Source organism: Emticicia fontis (assembly GCF_054779675.1).
In genome coordinates this window covers 131,845-153,651 of the sequence record NZ_BAAGXU010000052.1, presented here as the reverse complement: position 1 = coordinate 153,651, position 21,807 = coordinate 131,845, and the positions used below count along the sequence as shown (strand labels likewise).

Here is a 21,807-nt window from a genome sequence, read left to right as displayed (position 1 = left end):
ATGAAAAAAACGTTATTATTACTTTTAGTTCTATTCAAATTCATAAATTCTTCAGCACAAGACCTATATAACTACGATAATTCTAAAAAATTTGCCGAGTATCTTTCCAAATCCGGTCAATATGAATTAGCTACCCGCGAGTATGAACGTTTGATTTTCATGCTTCCGCAAAACGATAGTTTGAAAACTTCACTTTTATCGATGTATCGCCGTTCAGGTAAGCTAGATGATGCCTTATTGCGCGGCAGACAACTATATCCTGATATTACATTGATGTCGTCTCCATCAGCCGTAGAATATAGCCGTAGTTTATTGCTAAAAACAGACTATAAGGCCGCCAGAGATTTCTGGTCGACCAATACGCAATTATCTCAACCCGATAAAGTGATTTTATCGGCTACGTCTGAAATTCTGCAAGACAATTATAAATCAGCCAATGAGATTTTATCTGTCATAAAGCCCGAAGACCATAAATTGGCAGCAGATTATAAAGCTCTGGCGGACCAAGCAGTTAATATTAAAAGGAAAAGCCCTGCCTTAGCAGGTATTATGTCTACCATTGTACCAGGTACAGGACGTTTCTATACCAAAGACTGGAAAGATGGTCTGGTTTCTATGGTTTTTGTGGGCTCTATGGCTTTTCAGTCTATCAGAGGGTTTAGCAAAAGTGGTGTACATAGTACCCGTGGCTGGATATTTGGCGGTATAGGCTTTGGTTTTTATTTAGGTAATATTCATGGCTCAGTAAGGTCGGCAAAGAACTACAACAAAAAAAGTCACCAGAATATCAGAAACAGAATAGATAATTTATTCAATAGTTACTTCTGATATTTTCATTCAAAACGGTTCTTACTAAGTATATTTCATTGGAACTTATGTTACGATATTTCAAGATACTCTTTCTGTTTTTCCCTTTTCTGGTTCAGGCACAAGACCTTAAGCAAACCTTTGATTTTGCTAACGAACTCTATGAAAAGAAAGATTATGCAGGTGCGGCCAACACTTATAGAAGAGTGATTTTTTTTGATAAAAAAGAAGAATTTCGAAAGCTTTGTTATAAAAACATTGCCGACTGCTTATACGCGACTCAGAACTTTGAAGAAGCGGCTGATTATTATGAATTAGCATTCTACCAACAAAAAACAGATAGTACCAAAACAGAAGTTTTACTTCGCAAACTATCCTGTTTCTTGATAACAGGCAATTTTGAATATGGTGAAGTAGAGTTAGTCAATATTCCGGACAACCTCACTCCAGAACAGCAAAGGCGTAAAACTTTTTACTCGGCTATCCTGCATTTCTCAACTGAGAAATACGCAGAATCAAAAAAAGAATTCTTAGCCCTAGTTGATTCTAATAATGTAGCGGCTAAACAAACGATAGAAGAACTATTTGTCAAAAATGATAAAATAAGCCGGCTGAATCCTAAGAAAGCGAAGGTATTGAGTATCCTTATGCCGGGGCTAGGTCAGTTTTATGCCGGAGATGTGAAGAATGGCTTTAACTCGTTCTTACTAACAGGTGGTATCGTTACATGGGGTATTCTGGCTGCGATTGGCAGCCCTGCTCCTTTAGATATTTTTATAACAATGGTACCCTGGTTCCAGAGATATTACATGGGGGGATACAAAAAAGCCGAAGTGATTGCCGAAAACCAGAAAAAGAAACGCCGATCGAAAGTCTATAACAAGATACTGGATGAAGTTTCGCAATGAAGTTGTTTAGGATTTTCGTTACTTTTTAAAAATAGGGGTATTTTGAGCGAGTCAAATCAAATGATGAAAACCCGAATGGAATTCCATAGCAGAGCTATGTTTGAAATTATTTGATGAAGACGTAGCCAAAACAACACATTTTTAAATGAAAGAAATAATCCTAAACAACTTCAATAAGAAACATTTTCAGCCGTTGACAGTTTAAACTATATATCCAACCGTTCAATATATTTTTCGAGCAATTCATGCCAAAAAATAGTGCTCGAATATTCCACATTAGCTAATTTTCGGCTTTCAAATTAAAAAACGTTGTTATGAAAAATTTACTTAGATTAACTGCAGTTGCAATTCTATGTTGCATTTTTGCAGAAAACACACAAGCTCAGGCATTTCAAAAAGGAACAAAAAATCTGAACGTAGGTCTAGGATTAGGATACGGAGTAGGCTTAAATGCTTCTGTTGATGTAGGTATCCACGAATTAGTAAGTATCGGTGCTATTGGCGCTTTCTCTTCAAGAAATTATAGCTATTACCTAGCCGATAATTACCGCGTAACTTATATTGGCCTTGCTGGTAGAGGAGCTGTACACTTAGGTAAATTTGTAAATGAAGCCCTAAGTTTAGACGACAATAAATTTGATCCTTATGTAGGGATAGCCCTTGGTTTCAGAATGGTTAAATACAGCGATGCTTATTCTCAATACTACGGCGGAGCAAGCGCAGGCGTATTGTATGGAGGTTATGCAGGTGCTCGTTATTATTTTAAAGAAAGACTAGGCGCTTATGCCGAATTAGGTTTCCCTTATACTTCGGTAGGGATTACATTCAAATTTTAAGAGTTAAATATCGGTCTGGATATAAACGAAAGAGGAGGGCTTAAAACCCTCCTCTTTCGTTTTAGCATCTATCTAAAAATTATAATTCTCTGATTCTGATATTTCTGAACGATACCATATCGCCGTGGTCTTGTAAAGCAATTTTACCTTTGGCATGAGGTTTAGCATACTCCCAGGTTGGAAATTTACTTTTGGCTACCATTGAGTGCCAGTCTGTGCTACCATATTCATATTCCACTACTTTCTCACCATTCAGCCAGTGCTCAATATGGCCGTCTTTAATAATGATTTTACCTTTGTTCCATTGTCCGGCAGGTTTCACTATCTTAAAGTCTTTTGGCGGTTGTAAATCGTAGTTAGCCGCTGTTTTCTGCACATCTTTCAATTTAGCCGGATAATTTGCATCATCAATAATCTGATACTCAGGCCCCGACATATAGCTTGACTCTTGCTCAGGAGTTTCAATTACTTTGTAAATGACACCACTGTTACCTTTGGGAGCAGCTTTGAAATCAAATTCCAGTTCATAGTTTTCATATTCTTTATCTGATACCAGGTCGCCACTGCCACCGTGTGTCATCAATACGCCGTTCATTACATGCCAGCCTTTCACCTCTTTTGCTTTCCATGTATGCCAGCCTGTAGTGGTTTTTCCATCAAATAATTTTACCCATTTGCCTGTCTGTGCCGAGGCATTGATGGCACAAATAGCTAAAGCAGAAATCAATAATTTTTTCATTTTCAAATATTAGGTTGATAGAGAACCTGCACGAACAGGTTCTAGGTGAAAATTTATACTAAGAAACAAATTCTATACTTTAAAAATTAATTTTCGTCTATAAAAAACCCACAGAATAATAAACCAGATTAGCAGATATACCAATGCCCCTGCCAGTGACGCATTTTTAGGCTCATTGAAATGTGGTGCAATGCCATATTCATAGATCCACGAGATCAGACCCGGACTTTCTTCCGGTGCCTTATCCGCTACCGGAATCTTAATGGCATTCAATGCACGAGGAATGATACCAGAGAAAAAGAATACCACCATCGGGTTTACTCCGAAAATGACAAAAGGTTTAGTCCAGAAATCAAAGCGGATTACATCTATCAGAAAATACAAAGCCCCTAATACCAATAATGCCCAACCGGCAGTAAATAACACAAAAGAGCTTGTCCAGAGTGCCTTGTTGATAGGGAACACCATACCCCACAAATAACCTACTATTAAGCTCGCTACTCCGGCTATCAGCAGATACATAACTTTTTTATTCTTATCAGATTTATTCGTGAGTAAGGTTCCTGTCAGTACTCCAGCTATTCCTGTTCCAATGGCAGGAATTGTACTTAAAATTCCCTCAGGGTCCCATGTTTTTGAAGTAGCCCATAGATGCCCCGGCAACAAGAAATTATCCAGCCACGCTGCCAGATTTGTACCTTTCTCGAAATTAGCTGCTCCGACACCCGGCACAGGCACAAGTGCCATCAAAGCCCAATAGCCAAATAAACATACCAGACCAATAATAATCTGAGTAGTAGTATTGGTAGTAGCATACAAAATCGACACAATCATATACACTAGGGCGATGCGTTGCAATACTCCCGGAATACGTACTTCTCTGAAATCTTCAACTGCAAAGGCCAGAATCATCATCAATATAAACAGACCAACGGCTATAAAGAATTGTCTGCGTTTATCATAATCACCTAATAATGCCATTGTAATGAGAGCCGTAAAAACCAGACGAACGAGCATTAATGGTATTCCCACGAGCGGACCTATATGTATTTTGGAAAAGAAATTCAGAAATAGTCCCAACAGGAAAATCCGTAAAGTACGGGTAATTATCCGTTCGAAAGTAGAAGCATCGAATCTTTTAATAGGCATTGCCAGAACACTAGAGATACCGACAATGAACAAAAAGGTGGGAAATACCAAATCTGTGAGTGTACAACCATGCCATTCGGCGTGTTCAAGTGGTGGATAAATATTGCCCCAATCACCCGGATTGTTCACAATAGTCATTAGCATGATAGTCATGCCTCTGAGAACGTCTAAAGACGTCAGGCGTTGCTTCATTTCTGGTTAGGATTATTTTGGTAGCAATTTAATAATTATCTGATTGATTTTGCTGCATTAAAGGTCTTTTAATGAATTCCGACTCCTGCAAACAAAGAAATTTTTGTAGTTTTGAAACGACAGCAGCGAAATACGGCCTGTCATCATTGTGTATCAGCAAAATTCAATGCCTGATATTCCTGAATTATTTTCTAAATAAATATTCAACCATTCAAACCTTCCCTCTTAGGGAATATTAATATGCAAATAGGAATCGTTGGTCTTGGTAAAATGGGTTATAATCTAGCCCTTAATTTACGTAATCATAATTATGAGGTTGTTGCACAAGATGTAAATGCCGAATCGGTTAAAAAACTGGGAGAAGAAGGCGGCATTACTGCTGTGAATACCCTTAAAGAATTAAGCGAAAAACTGACAGGCAGAAAAGCCATCTGGTTAATGGTTCCTGCAGGTAATATTGTAGATAGTGTGATTGAAGAATTATTGAATTACCTGTCACCAGATGATATTGTAATTGACGGCGGCAACTCTCATTATAAAGAATCTGTCAGACGTTACAACTACCTGCAATCAAAACAGATTAATTTCTTAGACTGCGGAACCAGTGGTGGCACGAGCGGTGCTTTACATGGTGCTTGTACCATGATTGGTGGAGATAAAGAAGCATTTGGATATGTAGAAAGTGTATTTAAAGATATTTCGTTAGAAAATGGTTATCTCTATACCGGAGCATCAGGAAGCGGGCACTTTGTGAAGATGGTACACAACGGCATCGAATATGGCATGATGCAGGCCATTGCCGAAGGATTTGAGGTTTTCGACCGTTCGGAATATGATATTAATTTCGAAGCAGTAGCTAAACTCTTTAATAATGGTTCAGTAGTAAGAAGTTGGCTGATGGAACTGACAGAAAATGCGTTCAGAAAAGACCCACATCTGGATTCTATCAAAGGCATTATGCACTCGTCTGGCGAAGGTAAGTGGACATTGGAGACAGCGCTTGATTTAGGTGTGCCTACGCCGGTAATCGCCTTATCTTTATTGATGCGTTATCGTTCGCAACATGAAGATACTTTTTCGGGTAAAGTGGTGGCGGCGTTAAGAAATGAATTTGGTGGACACGCAGTAGAAAAAGCGAACTAGGCAAGGTACATGGAAGAGGTATTGTATGAATATTTTGTAGGCATCGATATTGGTACTACTACAACCAAAGCCGTTGCCTTTGATAAAAACGGGAATGTACAGAGCCAGTTTAGTAGTGGCTATGGAATGACACACCCACACCCTAACTGGAGCGAACAGAATCCGGAAGAAATCTATGAGGCGTTTCAGAAGTGTTTAAATGTTATTGTTACCCCATCTTTAGCTGATAAAAGTATTATATCTTTCTCATCGGCTATGCATGGGCTGATAGCTTTAGATGCTAATGGGAAACCACTTACCAACCTGATACTATGGGCTGATAACCGTGCTACTGATATAGCCAAGCAATTAAAGGCTACAGATTTAGGGCAAGAACTCTATAATCGCACGGGTATCCCGATTCATCCCTTTTCAGTTTTCAGCAAAATCTTATGGTTGAAAGAAAACGAGCCTGAGATATTCAATAAAACGCATCAATTCATAGGCATTAAAGAATATCTATGGTTCAGGTTATTTGGTGAATATACGATTGATTACTCGTTGGCCTCAGGAAGCGGATTATTCAATTTCAGAGAATCTAACTGGGATACATTAGCTTTGGAAACATTGGGAATTTCGGAAGCGCAATTGCCCCGATTGGTTTCTACTACACATATTCAGAAAAACGATAAGAATCCGAATCTGCCTTTAGTTAACTATGTAATTGGCGCGGGTGACGGACCTTTGGCCAATTTAGGCTCAGGTGCTATGAAGCCCGGACAAATGGCTTTTACAATGGGCACGAGTGGAGCTGTAAGAATGTGCGTGGACCAACCATACACCGATCCAAAGATGCGGACTTTCAATTTCTTCCTATTTGAAAATCAATATATCATCGGTGGTGCCACTAATAATGGCGGGATAGTGTTACAATGGTTAGAAGAACAGGTACTAATTTCTAAAAACTCCATTGCCAAGCTGATAGAAGAAGCACAGAAATTAGAAATAGGTAGTGAGAATCTTTTATTCCTCCCTTATATATTAGGTGAGCGCGCACCTGTCTGGAATGCAGAAGCCAGAGGTGTATTTTTTGGTTTAAGTATCACACATACTCAAGCGCATATCGTAAGGGCAGTAATGGAAGGCTTAATTCTGAATATGTATTCGATTGGTAAGATATTGATGGAACAACAGGATATTCATGAAATATGTGCCAGCGGAGGTTTCGCCAAAAGTGATTTCTGGTTACAACTGGTAGCTGATATTTTCCAGAAAAAAGTGGTTATCTGTGAAACGGTCGAAGGCTCAGCTTGGGGAGCGGCATTAGTAGCTATGAAAGCACTGAACATGAAAGAAGCCATCAATACAGTAGCCAAAGGAAAAGAATTTTTACCAAATACGGCCGTTGCAGAAAGATACAGCCAACTACACCAGAAGTTTGAAAGGCTCTATGATAAGCTGAAAGATGAATTCTAATTGTGGGCAGACGCCAGTTCGCCTTTTTATGTATCACGATTTTTCAAATCGTCTTAGCATTTTAACCCTTTGAAAAAAACAATTTGAAATTGTGATAGAGGCCGGTATTTTTAAAAGTGAAGTGCTTATGTGAAACGAAATTGACTACAAAGCTCATACCCATTCCAAAGAAGTGAGAAAACAGCCCAGCTATATCAATGCTTTTACCAAAGATTAATTGCTCTTTACCAAAAATACCCCATTCATCTAAAAAAACCTTACAATAGTAAGCTCCCTTTACGGTAATTAAACCTGAGAAGAACGAAACTATGAGAAACTTGATACCTTCTCTGAAAGAGTTTTTTGAATGACGCTGATTAAATGCAAAATATTTGGTAAGGAAAAACCCGACAATGAAAGCGATTATATAGCCTACGGCAATTGATAATTCGAAAGAAAATGCGAGGAAGTTTTGTGTAAGAGAACTTACAATCAACTGTATAACCACACCCGAACAGGCAATCAGGAAATATGAAATCAGTTCTTTATATTTGGCCAGTTTGCCTTCTAATTTTATCACTTTAGTTTCTTTACTTTTTGATTAGACTTCACTCTATTTTAGATAGAACGTCAAAAGTAAGAAAAATTTATGAGGTGGGTATATTAAATATTGTTAATCGGGCTGAGAACCCGATTAACAATAGTAGAGTAGAAGTTTCAGATTAATATCTCCAGCTTTTCAAATCAGCACCTTTAGGAGCGGTTTTCTTGACTTCTTCTGCCCATTTAGGCACAAACATCCGGTGATAGCGTAATCTTGAAATAGCATTAGGTTGCGTATGGTCGCCATTCCAGCAGTGCTCGGCTCTATCGCCATAATCAACTTCTCCGTCATACGATGGGTTCTTTAATTCTTTCAGCATATCTTCTGCCAGATATACGGCATTATTCAGGTAGTAATTATCCATATCCCCACAATAAATATGAATTCTGCCTTTCCATTTATCACCGTTCTTAGCCCAGTCTCTTTTCAGAATATAAGCTAAGTCATAGTTTTCTTTCCAATAGTTGGCTACTTCCTTATCTATCACCCCTGTTTCTTTATCCCATATTCGCTTCGGATAGCCATCTTTATCCACAGGTGAATAAACTGCTTCCCAGATGTCAAACTGTTGCCCACTACGTGTTTTAGTGCCTAATGCCAGTTCTCGCATATTCATCTCTTGAACTGTAGCTGATACTTGCCCTAGATAATCTCGATGGCCAGGCTTAGGCAATTTTTTAAACTGACTTTCGTACCAATAAGCATTTTTATCTTCGTAAATGTTCACTGTCGTAAAAGCTCTGAAATCTATCGGGTCAGGGCAGGCGGCATAGCAACCATTATATTGGTCAGGATATTTTACCTGTACTGCCAATGCCTCCCAACCACCTGTCGAACCGCCATAAGTAAATCTTGCCCAACCTTCTCCAATCCCTCTGAATTGTTTTTCAATTTCAGGAATCAGTTCATAGGTGATTGCATCACCATAAGGCCCAATATTTTCTGAATTGACTGCATAAGAATCGTCATAAAACGGACAAGCGTGTTGAATTTCAATCGCTAACACACGCGGAAAATCTTTTCCCGTCCACATTTTATAAAAATCATATGCCTCCTGCTGTACTATTTTATTATAGCCATACATTTTAAAACGGGCATTATAATCATCAGTTGGCAGGTTTGCATCCGGTGGAATTGTACGGAAGCCATCAAAATCATCAGGAAAATGACCGTGAAAAATCGCTAAGGGATATTTTACATTCGGGTGTTCATCAAAGCCTTCCGGCAACAAAACGTGAGCGCCTAAATACATAGGTCTACCCCAGAATTCCGTCAATAGTTTACTTTGAATCTTGATATGCTTAATGTACTTGGTATCTTTAGGCTCTTCAATAGGTGGTATAATCTGGTCAAGACTTAATTTTACTACCGAAGTGCCTTTAGGGTCAAATTTTATCTTGATAGGTTTTGAGTACAGATTACCAGGCGCTCTATTCCATTGTTGGCCTTCTCCTCGGTCCATCGGCATTTTTACTGTATGCCCGTCTTTGCGATGGAAAGTTTCATATTTATGTAATAACACCTGCACATAATATTCTCCGGCAGGCACTTCTTTCATATATCTTTTCGGATAACCAAAACCATTGGCATTATTGATTACCTTAGCCTGAGCGCCTTTCCAGTTTTCTGCATCAATGCCAAATACTAATTGAGTATTGAGTCCGTCGGTTACATCAAAGCGCGGCTCTCTTTCTGCATTGGTCGAAAGCATTACCAATAACCGACCATCTAATAAGTCCTTCTGGTTAGGTGCTGTAATGGAAAACTGGGTTTGTGCATAGCTAGTCGCCGATAAAAGCAGAAAAGCCCAAATGAGATTTTTCTTCATGGGAGTTTAGTTTAGTGTAATTTATTGTCTGTTAATGGTGCTGCTTACCATACTTTTTCAAAGCCGTTTGCACATCCATTTTCGGGGCTCGAATCAAGCCATTACTTGTTTTTTCACCGGCTTCAATATCTATATTGTGAATATCGTATTCCTTTCCGCCTAAATCAAGCATAATTACATCAAAAGTAAACGCAGTTTCGGTATTCGCAATAAACCAGTGGATATTATTCTTTTCATCTGAAATAGATGAACTGCTACCTAGTTTAGCCGTTTTCTCAATCGTAGGTTTAATAAACAGATACTTCTCGTCTTCATGCACTTTATCATAATGTTTCAAAGCAAACTCTCCTTTTAATACCAGATGCGCCGACGACATATTAGAATGTCCGTGGGGAATAATAGCGCGGTCTTTTTTCATGCCAAAGATTTTCTTCAAGAAAACCGTCTTTTCTGGCAATCCATCCAGTTTCGGAAAAGTAATCATTTTGGTACTAACGCCTAAATCGGGGTACTCAAAGTTTTTAGTTAATTTCTCAAAATCAATAAATTTCAGAAGTTCTTCTAATTCGATATGATTGAATAGTTTCTCTACATTGTTTTGCCATAGCGCCGGAGAAATCTTATCCAGTTTTAAATCATTACACATCTCGCTCAATTGCTTCGCCCAATGATTGGCAATAGGTACTATCGGTTTTCCGAAAGCCTGTGAGCTAAAAAGGCTTTCTAAAAGGAAGTAGTTAAGGGCTGTACCCAGCATTTGTTTACCAAAATCCCGTCTGTTTTGCGTTTCCATTCAATTGTTTTTATAAGGTATAAGCACGTATGTTTTTTTAGGCTATTTCTTTTAAGATTAATCTGAAAGATAGCTTCAACAAATATAATTATCCTTTAACAAGCCTGAAAGGGCTTCCGTAATTTTAATTTTTGAGCCTAGAACTGCCCGTTTATACGTTTAAAATATTATTTTCTTCACACCTCGTATCCCAATTACCGCATTTGATACATAGCAGAAATCTAACATTGAAAAAAGAAGAAAATAATTGAAAAAAACTCAAACATTGCTGACATAGGGTTGTCAATGGGGGGTATTACCTTTGTTAAAGAAACAATAAACGATCTTAATTATGGAACTATTAACAACTCTTCAATGGATTTTAGTAGCGCTTTTTGTAGGACCTACTTTTTATTATGGTTATGTAAAAATGGTTGCAGAACCAGCTAAACTCAGAAAATTTGCCGCATGGGGATACTCATTAAAAATAATACAAGTGATTGGTGTGGTTGAGATTATCGGGGCTGTATCCATTCTTTTCCCAGAGCTTCGCCTGTTTGGCATTGCTATCTGGGCAGTGATATTAACAGGAGCGGTTTTTACTAATATAATTCATCGTGAACCCAAAAAGGAGTTATTGACGCAACTAACAGTGCTGGCGCATTTAATGCTGATTCTGGCTTTGAATGTCTGGCTAAACACAACTATCAAATAAATCCATTAATCCACACATCATCTTTGGATAAAAGCAGAAAGGAACATGGAGAAAGAATAAAAGAAATTTTACTTTTACTCCCTCCGTGTTCCTTTCTCCATTCTCCTTGTTCCAAATTTAAGCCGCAACATTTGGCTCTTTTATGGCCAATTGCCCACAGGCTGCGTCAATGTCTTTCCCTCTGCTTCTCCGCACATTTACCACAACTCCTCTATCTTCTAAGAACTTGGCAAACTGGCCAAGTTTATCTTCTGTAGTATTAATAAAATCGGCTTCTGCAATCGGGTTATATTCGATGATATTTACTTTAGCAGGTACTTTCTTCGTAAACTCCCACAACTCTTTCGCATCCTGCAACGAATCATTAAAATCTTTAAAAACGATGTACTCAAAAGTAATACGGTTGCCCGTCTTTTTATAGAAGTAATTAAGCGCTGTTGCAAGATTCTTCAATGAGTTGGTTTCATTGATAGGCATAATTTCATTACGCTTCACATCATTAGCCGCATGGAGTGATAAGGCCAGATTAAACTTCACTTCATCGTCACCTAGTTTCTGAATCATTTTGGCAATACCAGCTGTACTAACAGTAATACGTTTAGGCGACCATCCCAAGCCATCAGGGGAGGTAATACGATTGATAGATTCTAATGTACTGGCATAATTAAGCAAGGGTTCACCCATCCCCATATATACTATATTAGTCAATGGAGCCTGATAATGTTGTTCGGCCTGTTCTTTGATTAATACAACCTGGTCATAAATCTCTGCTGCATCCAGATTCCTCTTACGTGGCATGTAACCCGTAGCGCAGAACTTACAGGTAAGCGAACACCCTACCTGTGAAGACACGCAGGCAGTCATACGGTCGTCGGCTGGAATGAGTACACCTTCCACCAGATTACCATCAAATAAACGGAAACCAGACTTAATGGTTTTATCGTTCGATACTTGTTTTCTAAGTACGGATACTGGTCTGATTTCAAATTTCTCTTTTAACAGTTCTCGTGTTTTTAATGAAAGATTGGTCATTTCATCAATACTCCTTGCTGACTTCTTCCACAACCATTCCGAAATCTGTTTTGCGCGAAAGCCCTGCTCACCATTCTCTGAAAGCCATGTTTTCAGCTGGTCTACAGAAAGCTTTCTTATATCTTGTTTTTCCATGTTTTCTTCAACTATTTTGCAAAGTTCTGAAATATTTGGGGTTTTTACCAAAATCTCAGGAATTATCATTCTAAAACCCTAGTTAAGATAAACAATAAAGTTTGAATAGAAGTTTAGTCGCTTGAAAGAATTAATAAACTAATGAAAAGATTTTTAAATAAGGTTGTCTGGATTACAGGTGCTTCTTCAGGAATTGGCGAAGCTACCGTTTATGAATTTGCCAAAGAAGGTGCCAAACTGGTTATCTCCGCCAGAAGAGAAGAAGAACTGCAACGCGTAAAGAAAAACACTGGCCTGCCTGATACGGATGTATTAGTATTGCCGATTGATGTAGAAAAACAAGCCGAGTTTCCTGCTAAAGTACAAGAAGTAGTGAAGCATTTCGGTACTATAGATGTATTGTTTAATAATGCAGGTATTTCGCAGAGAAGTTCGGTCATAGAAAGTGAGATGGAAGTATATCATAAGATTATGGATATAAATTTCTTTGGTGTAGTAGCCCTTACCAAAGCAGTATTACCTGTTATGTTAAAGCAGAAAAGCGGAAATATCGCAGTCACAAGTAGCGTATCAGGTAAATTAGGAACCCCCATGCGCTCAGGCTATTGTGCTACCAAACACGCCCTCCATGGTTTCTTTGACTCACTGAGAGCAGAGGTTTGGAAAGAAAATATCAATGTAACTATCTTATGTCCAGGCTATATTCATACCAATATTTCTATTAATGCTATTTCAGGCGATGGAGGTAAACATGGCAAGATGGATCAGAACCAGGCGCAGGGAATATCACCGGAAGACTGTGCCAAAAGTATCGTAAATGCCATTGCCCAAAACAAGCAAGAAGTCTATATTGGCCGAAAAGAGGTATTAGGCGTTTATCTAAAACGTTTTTTTCCAGCCTTACTTTCTAAGATTATGAGAAACCAAATGCCCAAATAATATTCTGTCAAAAACAGTTTTAGGAGAATTTTTTTAAGTTGATTTTACTATTCGGAATGTGCATTTTCTAAGAATAGTCCTATATTTCTAACCCTTTAGTGCATTTCTTTGTAAAAAAAATTAAAATTTTATTTTTTTTTTATTTGAAATTATGCAGTAAATAAAAAAGTTATTAACTTAACGGTTCAAATATGTGGCCTAACACACGTATTCTAAACTAAATTAACTTAAAAACAAACTAAACAAACTGTATGAGGAAACTTCTACTTGCCTGCATGATGCTGGTATGGGGTAGCTATGCTTATGCCCAAAATGTCAATGTAACTGGAAAAGTTACTGCTGATGATGGCTCAGTTCTTCCTGGTGTGAGTGTCGTGGTAAAAGGCACAAATCAAGGTGTACAAACAGACGCAAATGGTATCTACAAAATTGCCGCAAAAAAAGGCGCAACACTTTTATTCAGCTTTATCGGTTTTGAAACACAAAACGCAACAGTTGCTAATGCTACAACAATTGACATCGTTCTGAAAAGTGATGCGGCTCAATTAAACGAGGTGGTTGTAACGGCTCAGGGTATCCGTAAAAACCTGAGAGAAGTTGGTTATGCGTATTCTAAAGTAACTACTGAAGATGTAACAGTAGGTCGTTCTCCTCAATTAGCTCAAGCCCTTTCTGGAAAAGTAACAGGTATGGCAGTTTATAACGTTAACAATAGCGTTGACCCTTCTGTTAAAATCGTATTACGTGGTTTCCGTTCATTAACTGGTAACAACGAAGCGTTGATTGTTATTGATGGTATGCAAACTACTTCTACCATGTTGGCTTTGATTAACCCTAACGATATTGATAATATCTCTATCCTGAAAGGTGGTCAGGCGGCAACATTGTACGGTTCAGCAGGTATCAACGGTGCGATGGTAATCACTACCAAAAAAGGTACAAAAGGTAAAATCAAAGTTGGTTATTCAAACAGTACAAACTTTGAGCAAATCAGCTTCTTGCCGCAGTTTCAGGAAAAATATGGTTCAGGTTCTCACTACTACCCTTCTTTCGGTTCAGCAGGTTATAGCTCTGACCCATTGGTACGTATGAAAGGAAACTGGCGTGCCTATGAAAACCAACAATTCGGAGATCCTTTCGATGGCTCAATCCGTCAGTTAGGTCGTAGTGCTTCAGATGGCACTACAAATATGGTTCCTTATGCAGCTGTTAAAAACGGTCGTTATAATGCTTTTGATACTGGAGTTTCAATGAACAACCAGGTGAATTTCCAGGGTGGTGATGACAACGGCACTTTCTATATGTCATTAGAAAATCAAAAGATTCAAGGTATCGTTCCTAATGATAAAAGTGAAAGAACAGGTGCACGTTTGTCTTCAACCAGAGAGTTCAACAAATTATCAGTTGGTTTCAATGCAAGTTATACACAAGCAAAATATGACAGAACGTCTTCTGACTTTTATAACGACGTAATCAACCAGCCAGGTAACCTTGACTATACACAATACCGTGACTGGCAAACAGATAAATTTGCAAACCCTAATGGTTACTATAATGATTATTATAATAACCCTTACTTCAATGCAGATAACCAACGTCAGGTATATAAAGATGCAAATGTCAGCGGTAACCTAAGCGCTACTTATAAAGTAACACCTTGGGCTACATTGACCAACCGCTTGGGTATTATGAACAACTCTCGTACTCAGAAGAAAACTACCGGTAAATTCTTGTATTCTGACTACGCTAAAAATCAGGCATTTATTGCTGAGCCATTCTTCCGTGATGGTGATGGTACCGGTATTTACCGCGCGATTACCGACATTCTTGGAAGTGTAGAAGATTTTACAAAAACTGAAAACGTAGTTAACAACGAGTTCCAGTTATTGTTAGAGAAAGATTTCGGCCCGTTTGCTAATAAATTAATCTTAGGTAATAGCGTTTATCAACGTTATATCAAAGAAGTAACGGTTGGTTCTAGCTCAATCGTTGTGCCAGATGTATACAATGTATCAAACCGTCAGGGTGAGTTAACAGGTAGTGAAAATACTTACTTACAACGTCGTGTTGGTTATTATGCTGACTTAACATCGAACTTCAAAAACTGGTTGATTCTGAATGGTACTTTCCGTTATGACCAGACTTCTTTGTTCTACAAACCAACTCGTCCGAAAAACTTGTGGTCATATCCTTACTATGGTGTTGCCTTGTCGTTCATCCCGACAGATGCATTCCCGTCTTTGAAAAGTAATGTGCTGAACTTCGCTAAATTACGTGTGAACTACAACAAAAACGCGAATGATAATATTGACTTCTATGGCTTGGATTTAACGTATCCTAACGCTTCTAACTTCCCGTTTGGTAATACAGTAGGTTTGACAGTAGGTGATAAATTACCTGATGCCAACCTGAAACCTGAAAGTGTAACTTCTGGTGAGATTGGTGCTGAGTTACAGATGTTCGATAATAGAATCAACATTGATGTATCTGCTTATACACAGACCTCAAAAGGACAGGTTATTACAGTAAAAGTTCCTAACTCTACTGGTTTCCCTAACTTATTAATCAACGTAGGTGAAACTAAAAACTGGGGATATGAGGCTGAATTGAAATATCTGATTGCCAGAGGAAATAAATTCTCTTGGGATGCAAGCATTAGATATTCATATAACGACAACAAAGTTGTTGAACTTTACCCAGGTATCAACGAGTTCTTCGTAAGTGGTTATTCTTATGCCTCTACAAACGTTATTAAAGGTTCACGTTTCCCAATGTTAAAAACGGATGGTTATCAATATGCTAATGACGGTTCAGGTCGTCGTTTAGTTAGTGCTACTACAGGCTATCCTTTACGTGATGCAACGCTTTCAGCAAGAGGTGGTACTTTACCTCGTAACATTGTTGGTTTAGGTTCAAGAATGAGCTATGGTGCCTTTGCCTTCACATTCAACTTCGAGTATCGTGGTGGAAACTATATGTATAGTGACTTAGGGAAACAAATGACCTTCACAGGTTCTGGTAAATGGACTGAAAACAGAACAGACCAGGTCTTCCCTAACTCTGCGTACATAGGAACAGACGGCAAATTGGTTGATAACTCAGGTAGTACAGCAGTTAAAGTTCGTGAGCCTGAGTACGCGCTATGGGTAGACCAGTATCGTTTGATTTCTGAAAACTTTGTTAACAAAGCATGGTTTATCAAATTACGTGATATTAACCTATCTTATACCATTCCTCAAAGCTTCCTGACAAAAACCAAGATTTTCTCTGGTGCAAGCATCGCTTTATATGGACGTAACCTGATTACAATCGTAGACAAAATGAACTATTACACTGACCCTGAGTACAGCTTTACAACAGGTAACGGTTTGGGTATCAACAATACCAGCCAGACACCTCCTGTACGTCAATATGGTGTAAACCTCAATCTTACATTTTAATCAACATTACAATTAACCGAACATGAAATTAAAATCAATATTACTATCAGCGCTGGTGGTTTTGTTTGGAAGTAGCTGTAAAGAATCATTCTTTGATATCAATACTAACCCTAACTCCCTGCCTACTGCCCTGCCAAGTTATGTATTTACAGGTGCCTTAAATACAACTTCAACTAATATCGCCGGAACGAGTGCTGCCGGTGGTTCTAGTGAAATCGGCTTCTATTGGTCTGGCCAATGGACACAAGGAAACGGTTACATTATCAATACAGCTCAGTTTGCTTATAACTTCACCAATGGTGATTTCAACTACTGGGATGCTTATTATAATAACCTGGAAGATTATGAGTATGTAATTCAGAATGCTGATGCAAACAATCAGAAATTCCTGAAAGGGCCTGCTAAAGTAATGAAGGCTATGTTGTTTCAACAATTGGTTGATATGTATGGAAACATCCCTTTCTCTGATGCATTGAAAGGTACGGCTTCTTTGGCCCCTAAATTTGATGATCAGAAAACGGTTTATGAAGGCTTAATCAAATTATTGGACGAAGCCATAGCTGATTTGAAAGCTAATACATTTGCCAGTGCATTCAATGGTTCTGATATTGTTTTCAGAGGTAATACTACTAAATGGAATCAGTTTGCTAACTCTCTTAAACTGCGTATTTTGATTCGTCAGTCTAAAATCGCCGGAAGAGAGGCATATATTAAACCTGAAATCAATAAAGTTGCAGCAGATGCCGCTGGTGTTATCGCTGGTGAAGACGTTGGTGTAGGTGGTTCTTTCTTCTATCTGGCTACTGCGGGTAAATTGAATCCTGTATATGATCGTTGGGGTTATGATGCAAATGGTGCAAAAAGAGCTTTGAATAACTATCCTCGTCCAACTCAGTTTTTGATTAACACATTAAAAGCTAATGGAGATACACTACGTATGAAGAGAATCGCTTATGCAAATAGTGGTGAGAATGGTAATACGCCGGGTACAAGTGTGCAGAAAGAAGTTTCTGCTAACTATTCGGGCACACCGTTTGGCGTGAGCTCTGGTTATTTACCAGCGAACACTGTACCTCTAGGGCCAAGCTTATTGGTAAAAGGCGAATACAACAGACCATATATCCTGATGACAGCTTCTGAAGTTCAATTCTTATTGGCAGAAGCAAAAGAAAGATATGCTGATATTGCTTTCACAAAAACTTCACAAGAGTATTTTGAAGAAGGTATGAGACAATCGTTCCGCGTATTAGGTGCTGGTGCTGCAAATGCTGATGCATACAAAGGTAGCGGTGTTGTTAATTACGACTGGGCTGCTTCTCCTGATAAATTAACGGCGATTGCTATACAAAAATGGATTTCATTCGTAAACTTCAACGGTTTGGAAGCTTGGGCTGAATACAGAAGAACAAATCTTCCTGTGACACCTCAAAGTATCCAGTTAGTTGGAGAAACCAAACGTCCACTTCGTTTCTTCTATCCTAATACTGAGATGGGTTCAAACGGAGATAATGTAAAAGCACAAGGTACAATCGACGTGTTTGCTACGAAGTTATTCTGGGATGTTGACTAATTAACTCTCAATCATATTTCAAAAAAGGGTTTCTTCGGAAACCCTTTTTTTTTTGCTTATATTCTCTCAGTCATTAATAATAGCTTAACTGTTTTACTCAATTTCTTTGATGAGTTAGAAACAAAAAATAATCCGATTTTAACAAAATTTCCCTTGAAATCGCCTGGTTTAAAGGCATTTATTTCCTCTACGATTGTCGAAAATTGTGAGAGAGCGGTCGCAGGAAATTCTATGTTCATCTCACATCTTATTTAAATTTTTTTAAAAAGTTTCCTTTTTCTCAGAAAAACAATCTAACTTAGCATTAAAGTACAATTAAAAGTACGTAAAAATTAATTAAAACAAACTAACGAACTGTATGAGGAAACTTCTACTCGCCTGCTTCATGCTGGCCTGGGCAGGTTACGCTTTTGCCCAAGATGTAAATGTAACCGGAAAGGTTACTGCTGATGACGGATCTGCTCTACCTGGTGTAAGTGTTGTACTAAAGGGTACAAACAAAGGTACACAAACTGATGCTGACGGTAATTACAAAATTGCCGCTACTAAAGGAAGCTCTCTTTTATTCAGTTTTATCGGCTTTGAAACACAAACTGTTGCCATAGGCAATATGTCAGTAGTTAATGTAACTTTAAAGAGCGACGCGGCTCAGTTAAATGAGGTTGTAGTAACGGCTTTGGGTATCTCGCGTGAGAAAAAATCGTTGACTTACACTGCGCAAAGTATTGGTTCAGAAAAACTAACCGTATCTCGTGATGCAAACGTAGGTAATGCACTAGCTGGTAAAATTGCGGGGGTTCAGGTATTAGGCCAATCTGGCGCAAAATTCGGTTCACCTAATATCCGCATCCGTGGGGTAAACTCATTGACGGGTGGCGACCCACTTTATGTAGTAGACGGTACTCCAGTAGGCAATATTTCAGACGTAAACATGGATGATGTTGAAAACCTTACTGTATTGAAAGGACCTTCAGCTACGGCACTTTATGGTAACCGTGCTTCTGGTGGGGTAATCGTAATCACTACCAAACGTGCCAAAGCAGGTGAAACTACATTCACTATCAACCATAGCACAACGATGGATAGAGTTGGTCTTCTACCAAAATATCAGAACGAGTATGGTGGTGGTTATTCACAAGAGTGGGATACTTTTGCTTATAATCCGGCAATTCACCCTGCTTCTTGGGCATCGTTTAACGGTCAAAAAATATTAGACTATTCAGCTGACGAAAGCTGGGGACCACGCTTAGATGGTTCACCTCACCGCTCAGCATTCTCTTGGCAGCAAGGCCCTGAGTTCGGACAATTAACTCCGTTCTCACCATCTCCTAACAACGTTAGAGATTTCTTCAATAAGCCTTTTAGCCACAATACTAACCTTTCGTTCGCAAAAGGCGGAGATAATTTCCAGAGCCGTGTGTCATTTACACACCTGGATAACAACGGTATTATCCCCAACAGTAAGCAAATAAAAGATTATATCAGTGCTAAAAATACCTTTAATTTCACAAAGAAATTCTCGGCAACCCTTGATATTACGTATTCGGCTACCCGCGCAAGAAACGTACCGGCCGATAACTACGGTTCTTCAGGTGGCACCTCAGGTGGTGTAGGTCTTCCAACCGGAGTTCCGGTAGCGGCTGTTGGTTATAACCAGACAGTTGGATCATTCAACCAATGGTTCCAACGCCAGATCAAAATTGAAGATTTAAGGAATTACAAAAACCCGGATGGTACTTTCAGAAGCTGGAACATTGGTGGTCCGCTTGATTCAAAACCAAAATACTGGGATAGCCCTTACACACAGATGTACGAAAGTACTAACCTGAACAACAACGACCGTATTTACGGTAGCTTCGGCTTAAGCTATAAAATCTTTGACTTCTTAACCGCATCAGTTACTACCCGTAGAGACTGGAGAAATTATTATGGAGAAGGTAGAATTGCTTCGGGTACATTAAATGCTGGTGGTTTAGGTGCGTATGCCAACTATGCTACTACAGGATATGAGAACAACCACGAAGCTTTATTGGCACTTGACAAAACTTTTGGTAAAATTTCAGTAGTAGCTAATGCCGGTGGTAACATCAGATATTCTAAAACTACTGTCGTTTCTCAGGCAACTGTAGGGGGTCTTACTACACCTGGTTTTTATAACATAGCCGCTTCAAAAGACCGTCCAGCTGTTTCAAACAACTTGTTTGAAAGACAAGTAAATAGTTTGTATGGTAGCTTAAGTCTAGGATACGACAATACTTACTTCCTGGAAGGTACTGTTCGTAATGACTGGTCATCAACACTTCCAGTTGCTCACAATTCATACATTTACCCATCAATTGGTGGTAGTATCGTAGTTTCTGAGTGGATACCTAAAAACAGTGTATTATCGTTTGCAAAAATCAGAGGTAGTTATGCGCAAGTAGGTACTGACGTAGGTCCTTATAATATCTATCAGGTATATACAACCGGTAATCCATTTGGCTCAAACCCAACGCAATACCTGCCAACACAATTACCAAATGCTGATTTGAAACCAGGTCTTTCTTCTGCTTATGAAGGGGGTATCGACTTGAAATTCCTGAATAATCGTATTAGCTTAGAGTTTACTGCCTATAAAAACGATAACAAAAACCAGATTCTTCCTCTGACAGTTCCTGCTGCCAGTGGATATGGCTCTACGTTAATTAACGCAGGTTTGATTCAGACAAAAGGCTTTGAGTTACACATTGGTGCAACTCCAGTAAAAACTGCATCTGGTTTTACATGGGATTTGGATATTAACTTCGACCGCAGCACTTCAAAAATTGTTGAATTGGCTTCCGGTTTAAGTAACTATCAATTAGGTGGCCCTACCTGGAGAACCTTAACAGTAAATGCTCGCGTAGGTGAGCAATGGGGTCTTCTGGAAGGCAAAGGCTATGTAACCAATGATAAAGGCGAAAGAGTAATTGGCCCGGACGGACATTATTTAGTAAAAGATACTAAGCCATTAGGCTCTGTACTTCCTAAATTCAAAGGTGGATTCCTGAACGTATTTACTTATAAAAACATTTCGTTACGTGCGAATATCGACTTCATTGTTGGTGGTAAATTCTTCTCTACTACCCGTATGTTTAACGCTTATGCAGGTCTGGCAGCAGAAACAGCAGGCTTAAACGAACTGGGTAAACCAAAACGTGACGCAGTAGCAGACGGTGGGGGTATCTTATTACCTGGTGTAACAGCTGACGGCAAACCAAATACGGTTCGTGTAGAAACACAGTCATTCTACGAAGATAAAATGTTTGGTTTTAACGAAGCCTGGATTTATGATCAGACCTATGTAAAATTGAGAGAGGTTGCTTTAAACTACAATGTTCCTAAATCATTATTCAACGGAAAAGTATTCAAATCAGCTAGAGTTGGTTTAATCGTACGTAATCCTGTCTTGATTTATAGTGCAGCTGGTGGTGGTATTGATATTTCAGAAGCTGAGCTTTACTGGACAGAAGGTGGTCAGTTACCTCCGGTTCGCTCATATGGTATCAACCTTAATTTAGGATTCTAATCATTAGAGACTCGGCA

General features: G+C 38.8%; 16 protein-coding genes. 10 read left to right on the top strand and 6 right to left on the bottom strand.

Features of this window, described 5'->3' with window-relative positions; translation table 11 throughout:
• From ACYVFA_RS22830 to ACYVFA_RS22820, 3 genes are all read left to right on the top strand, one after another.
• Positions 1–828 carry a tetratricopeptide repeat protein gene (locus tag ACYVFA_RS22830; RefSeq protein WP_460474184.1) on the top strand — a complete coding sequence of 276 codons (828 nt, stop codon included), beginning with the start codon at positions 1–3 and terminating at the stop codon, positions 826–828.
• A gap of 47 nt (positions 829–875) precedes the next feature.
• Entirely contained in the window at positions 876–1,715 is an 840-nt protein-coding gene (locus tag ACYVFA_RS22825) for a tetratricopeptide repeat protein (RefSeq protein WP_460474183.1), read from the top strand.
• Between the two features lie 314 nt (positions 1,716–2,029).
• On the top strand, positions 2,030–2,551 hold the full coding sequence (locus ACYVFA_RS22820) for a hypothetical protein (RefSeq protein WP_460474182.1): 522 nt from the start codon (positions 2,030–2,032) through the stop codon (positions 2,549–2,551).
• Positions 2,552–2,630: 79 nt separating this feature from the next.
• On the opposite strand, the gene ACYVFA_RS22815 is transcribed toward ACYVFA_RS22820, so the two are convergent.
• Positions 2,631–3,290, bottom strand: coding sequence for a 3-keto-disaccharide hydrolase (locus tag ACYVFA_RS22815; protein ID WP_460474181.1), 660 nt, complete (start codon positions 3,288–3,290; stop codon positions 2,631–2,633).
• A gap of 72 nt (positions 3,291–3,362) precedes the next feature.
• Positions 3,363–4,631: an acyltransferase family protein gene (locus tag ACYVFA_RS22810; RefSeq protein WP_460474180.1), complete on the bottom strand. Its 1,269-nt coding sequence runs from the start codon at positions 4,629–4,631 to the stop codon at positions 3,363–3,365.
• A gap of 240 nt (positions 4,632–4,871) precedes the next feature.
• Between ACYVFA_RS22810 and gnd the strand changes: the two genes are divergently transcribed.
• Both gnd and ACYVFA_RS22800 read left to right on the top strand, forming a co-directional pair.
• A complete protein-coding gene (gene gnd, locus ACYVFA_RS22805) occupies positions 4,872–5,774 on the top strand; it encodes an NADP(+)-dependent, decarboxylating phosphogluconate dehydrogenase (protein WP_460474179.1) in 903 nt (300 codons plus the stop codon).
• Positions 5,775–5,783: 9 nt separating this feature from the next.
• Positions 5,784–7,229 carry a gluconokinase gene (locus tag ACYVFA_RS22800; protein ID WP_460474178.1) on the top strand — a complete coding sequence of 482 codons (1,446 nt, stop codon included), beginning with the start codon at positions 5,784–5,786 and terminating at the stop codon, positions 7,227–7,229.
• Positions 7,230–7,290: 61 nt separating this feature from the next.
• Here the strand turns inward: ACYVFA_RS22800 and ACYVFA_RS22795 are convergent, their stop codons facing one another.
• From ACYVFA_RS22795 to ACYVFA_RS22785, 3 genes are all read right to left on the bottom strand, one after another.
• On the bottom strand, positions 7,291–7,788 hold the full coding sequence (locus ACYVFA_RS22795; RefSeq protein WP_460474177.1) for a GtrA family protein: 498 nt from the start codon (positions 7,786–7,788) through the stop codon (positions 7,291–7,293).
• A 142-nt stretch (positions 7,789–7,930) separates the two neighbouring features.
• Positions 7,931–9,640 (bottom strand): alpha/beta hydrolase, encoded by a 1,710-nt coding sequence (locus tag ACYVFA_RS22790; protein WP_460474176.1) that lies wholly within the window; start codon positions 9,638–9,640, stop codon positions 7,931–7,933.
• A 31-nt stretch (positions 9,641–9,671) separates the two neighbouring features.
• Positions 9,672–10,433 carry a cupin domain-containing protein gene (locus ACYVFA_RS22785; RefSeq protein WP_460474175.1) on the bottom strand — a complete coding sequence of 254 codons (762 nt, stop codon included), beginning with the start codon at positions 10,431–10,433 and terminating at the stop codon, positions 9,672–9,674.
• Positions 10,434–10,764: 331 nt separating this feature from the next.
• Between ACYVFA_RS22785 and ACYVFA_RS22780 the strand changes: the two genes are divergently transcribed.
• Positions 10,765–11,127, top strand: coding sequence for a DoxX family protein (locus tag ACYVFA_RS22780; RefSeq protein WP_460474174.1), 363 nt, complete (start codon positions 10,765–10,767; stop codon positions 11,125–11,127).
• Between the two features lie 117 nt (positions 11,128–11,244).
• Here the strand turns inward: ACYVFA_RS22780 and rlmN are convergent, their stop codons facing one another.
• Complete coding sequence (gene rlmN, locus ACYVFA_RS22775; RefSeq protein WP_460474173.1) at positions 11,245–12,294, bottom strand: dual-specificity RNA methyltransferase RlmN; 1,050 nt, start codon at positions 12,292–12,294, stop codon at positions 11,245–11,247.
• Positions 12,295–12,435: 141 nt separating this feature from the next.
• On the opposite strand from rlmN, the gene ACYVFA_RS22770 reads away from it, so the two are divergent.
• The 4 genes from ACYVFA_RS22770 to ACYVFA_RS22755 all read left to right on the top strand — a co-directional run bounded on the left by ACYVFA_RS22770 (position 12,436) and on the right by ACYVFA_RS22755 (position 21,790).
• Complete coding sequence (locus ACYVFA_RS22770) at positions 12,436–13,233, top strand: SDR family oxidoreductase (protein ID WP_460474172.1); 798 nt, start codon at positions 12,436–12,438, stop codon at positions 13,231–13,233.
• Positions 13,234–13,484: 251 nt separating this feature from the next.
• A complete protein-coding gene (locus tag ACYVFA_RS22765) occupies positions 13,485–16,673 on the top strand; it encodes a SusC/RagA family TonB-linked outer membrane protein (RefSeq protein ID WP_460474171.1) in 3,189 nt (1,062 codons plus the stop codon).
• A gap of 22 nt (positions 16,674–16,695) precedes the next feature.
• Positions 16,696–18,243, top strand: a complete 1,548-nt coding sequence (locus tag ACYVFA_RS22760; RefSeq protein WP_460474170.1) for a RagB/SusD family nutrient uptake outer membrane protein — start codon at positions 16,696–16,698, stop codon at positions 18,241–18,243.
• Positions 18,244–18,601: 358 nt separating this feature from the next.
• Complete coding sequence (locus ACYVFA_RS22755; protein ID WP_460474169.1) at positions 18,602–21,790, top strand: SusC/RagA family TonB-linked outer membrane protein; 3,189 nt, start codon at positions 18,602–18,604, stop codon at positions 21,788–21,790.
• Positions 21,791–21,807: the final 17 nt, after the last annotated feature.

Bases quoted from the DNA above. Each gene is read 5' to 3' on its own strand.
- ACYVFA_RS22810 (WP_460474180.1), bottom strand. From the start codon at position 4,631: ATGAAGCAACGCCTGACGTCTTTAGACGTTCTCAGAGGCATGACTATC.
- ACYVFA_RS22825 (WP_460474183.1), top strand. From the start codon at position 876: ATGTTACGATATTTCAAGATACTCTTTCTGTTTTTCCCTTTTCTGGTT.
- ACYVFA_RS22790 (WP_460474176.1), bottom strand. From the start codon at position 9,640: ATGAAGAAAAATCTCATTTGGGCTTTTCTGCTTTTATCGGCGACTAGC.
- ACYVFA_RS22780 (WP_460474174.1), top strand. From the start codon at position 10,765: ATGGAACTATTAACAACTCTTCAATGGATTTTAGTAGCGCTTTTTGTA.
- ACYVFA_RS22760 (WP_460474170.1), top strand. From the start codon at position 16,696: ATGAAATTAAAATCAATATTACTATCAGCGCTGGTGGTTTTGTTTGGA.
- ACYVFA_RS22765 (WP_460474171.1), top strand. From the start codon at position 13,485: ATGAGGAAACTTCTACTTGCCTGCATGATGCTGGTATGGGGTAGCTAT.
- ACYVFA_RS22830 (WP_460474184.1), top strand. From the start codon at position 1: ATGAAAAAAACGTTATTATTACTTTTAGTTCTATTCAAATTCATAAAT.
- rlmN (WP_460474173.1), bottom strand. From the start codon at position 12,294: ATGGAAAAACAAGATATAAGAAAGCTTTCTGTAGACCAGCTGAAAACA.
- ACYVFA_RS22755 (WP_460474169.1), top strand. From the start codon at position 18,602: ATGAGGAAACTTCTACTCGCCTGCTTCATGCTGGCCTGGGCAGGTTAC.
- ACYVFA_RS22820 (WP_460474182.1), top strand. From the start codon at position 2,030: ATGAAAAATTTACTTAGATTAACTGCAGTTGCAATTCTATGTTGCATT.
- ACYVFA_RS22770 (WP_460474172.1), top strand. From the start codon at position 12,436: ATGAAAAGATTTTTAAATAAGGTTGTCTGGATTACAGGTGCTTCTTCA.
- ACYVFA_RS22785 (WP_460474175.1), bottom strand. From the start codon at position 10,433: ATGGAAACGCAAAACAGACGGGATTTTGGTAAACAAATGCTGGGTACA.
- ACYVFA_RS22800 (WP_460474178.1), top strand. From the start codon at position 5,784: ATGGAAGAGGTATTGTATGAATATTTTGTAGGCATCGATATTGGTACT.
- gnd (WP_460474179.1), top strand. From the start codon at position 4,872: ATGCAAATAGGAATCGTTGGTCTTGGTAAAATGGGTTATAATCTAGCC.
- ACYVFA_RS22815 (WP_460474181.1), bottom strand. From the start codon at position 3,290: ATGAAAAAATTATTGATTTCTGCTTTAGCTATTTGTGCCATCAATGCC.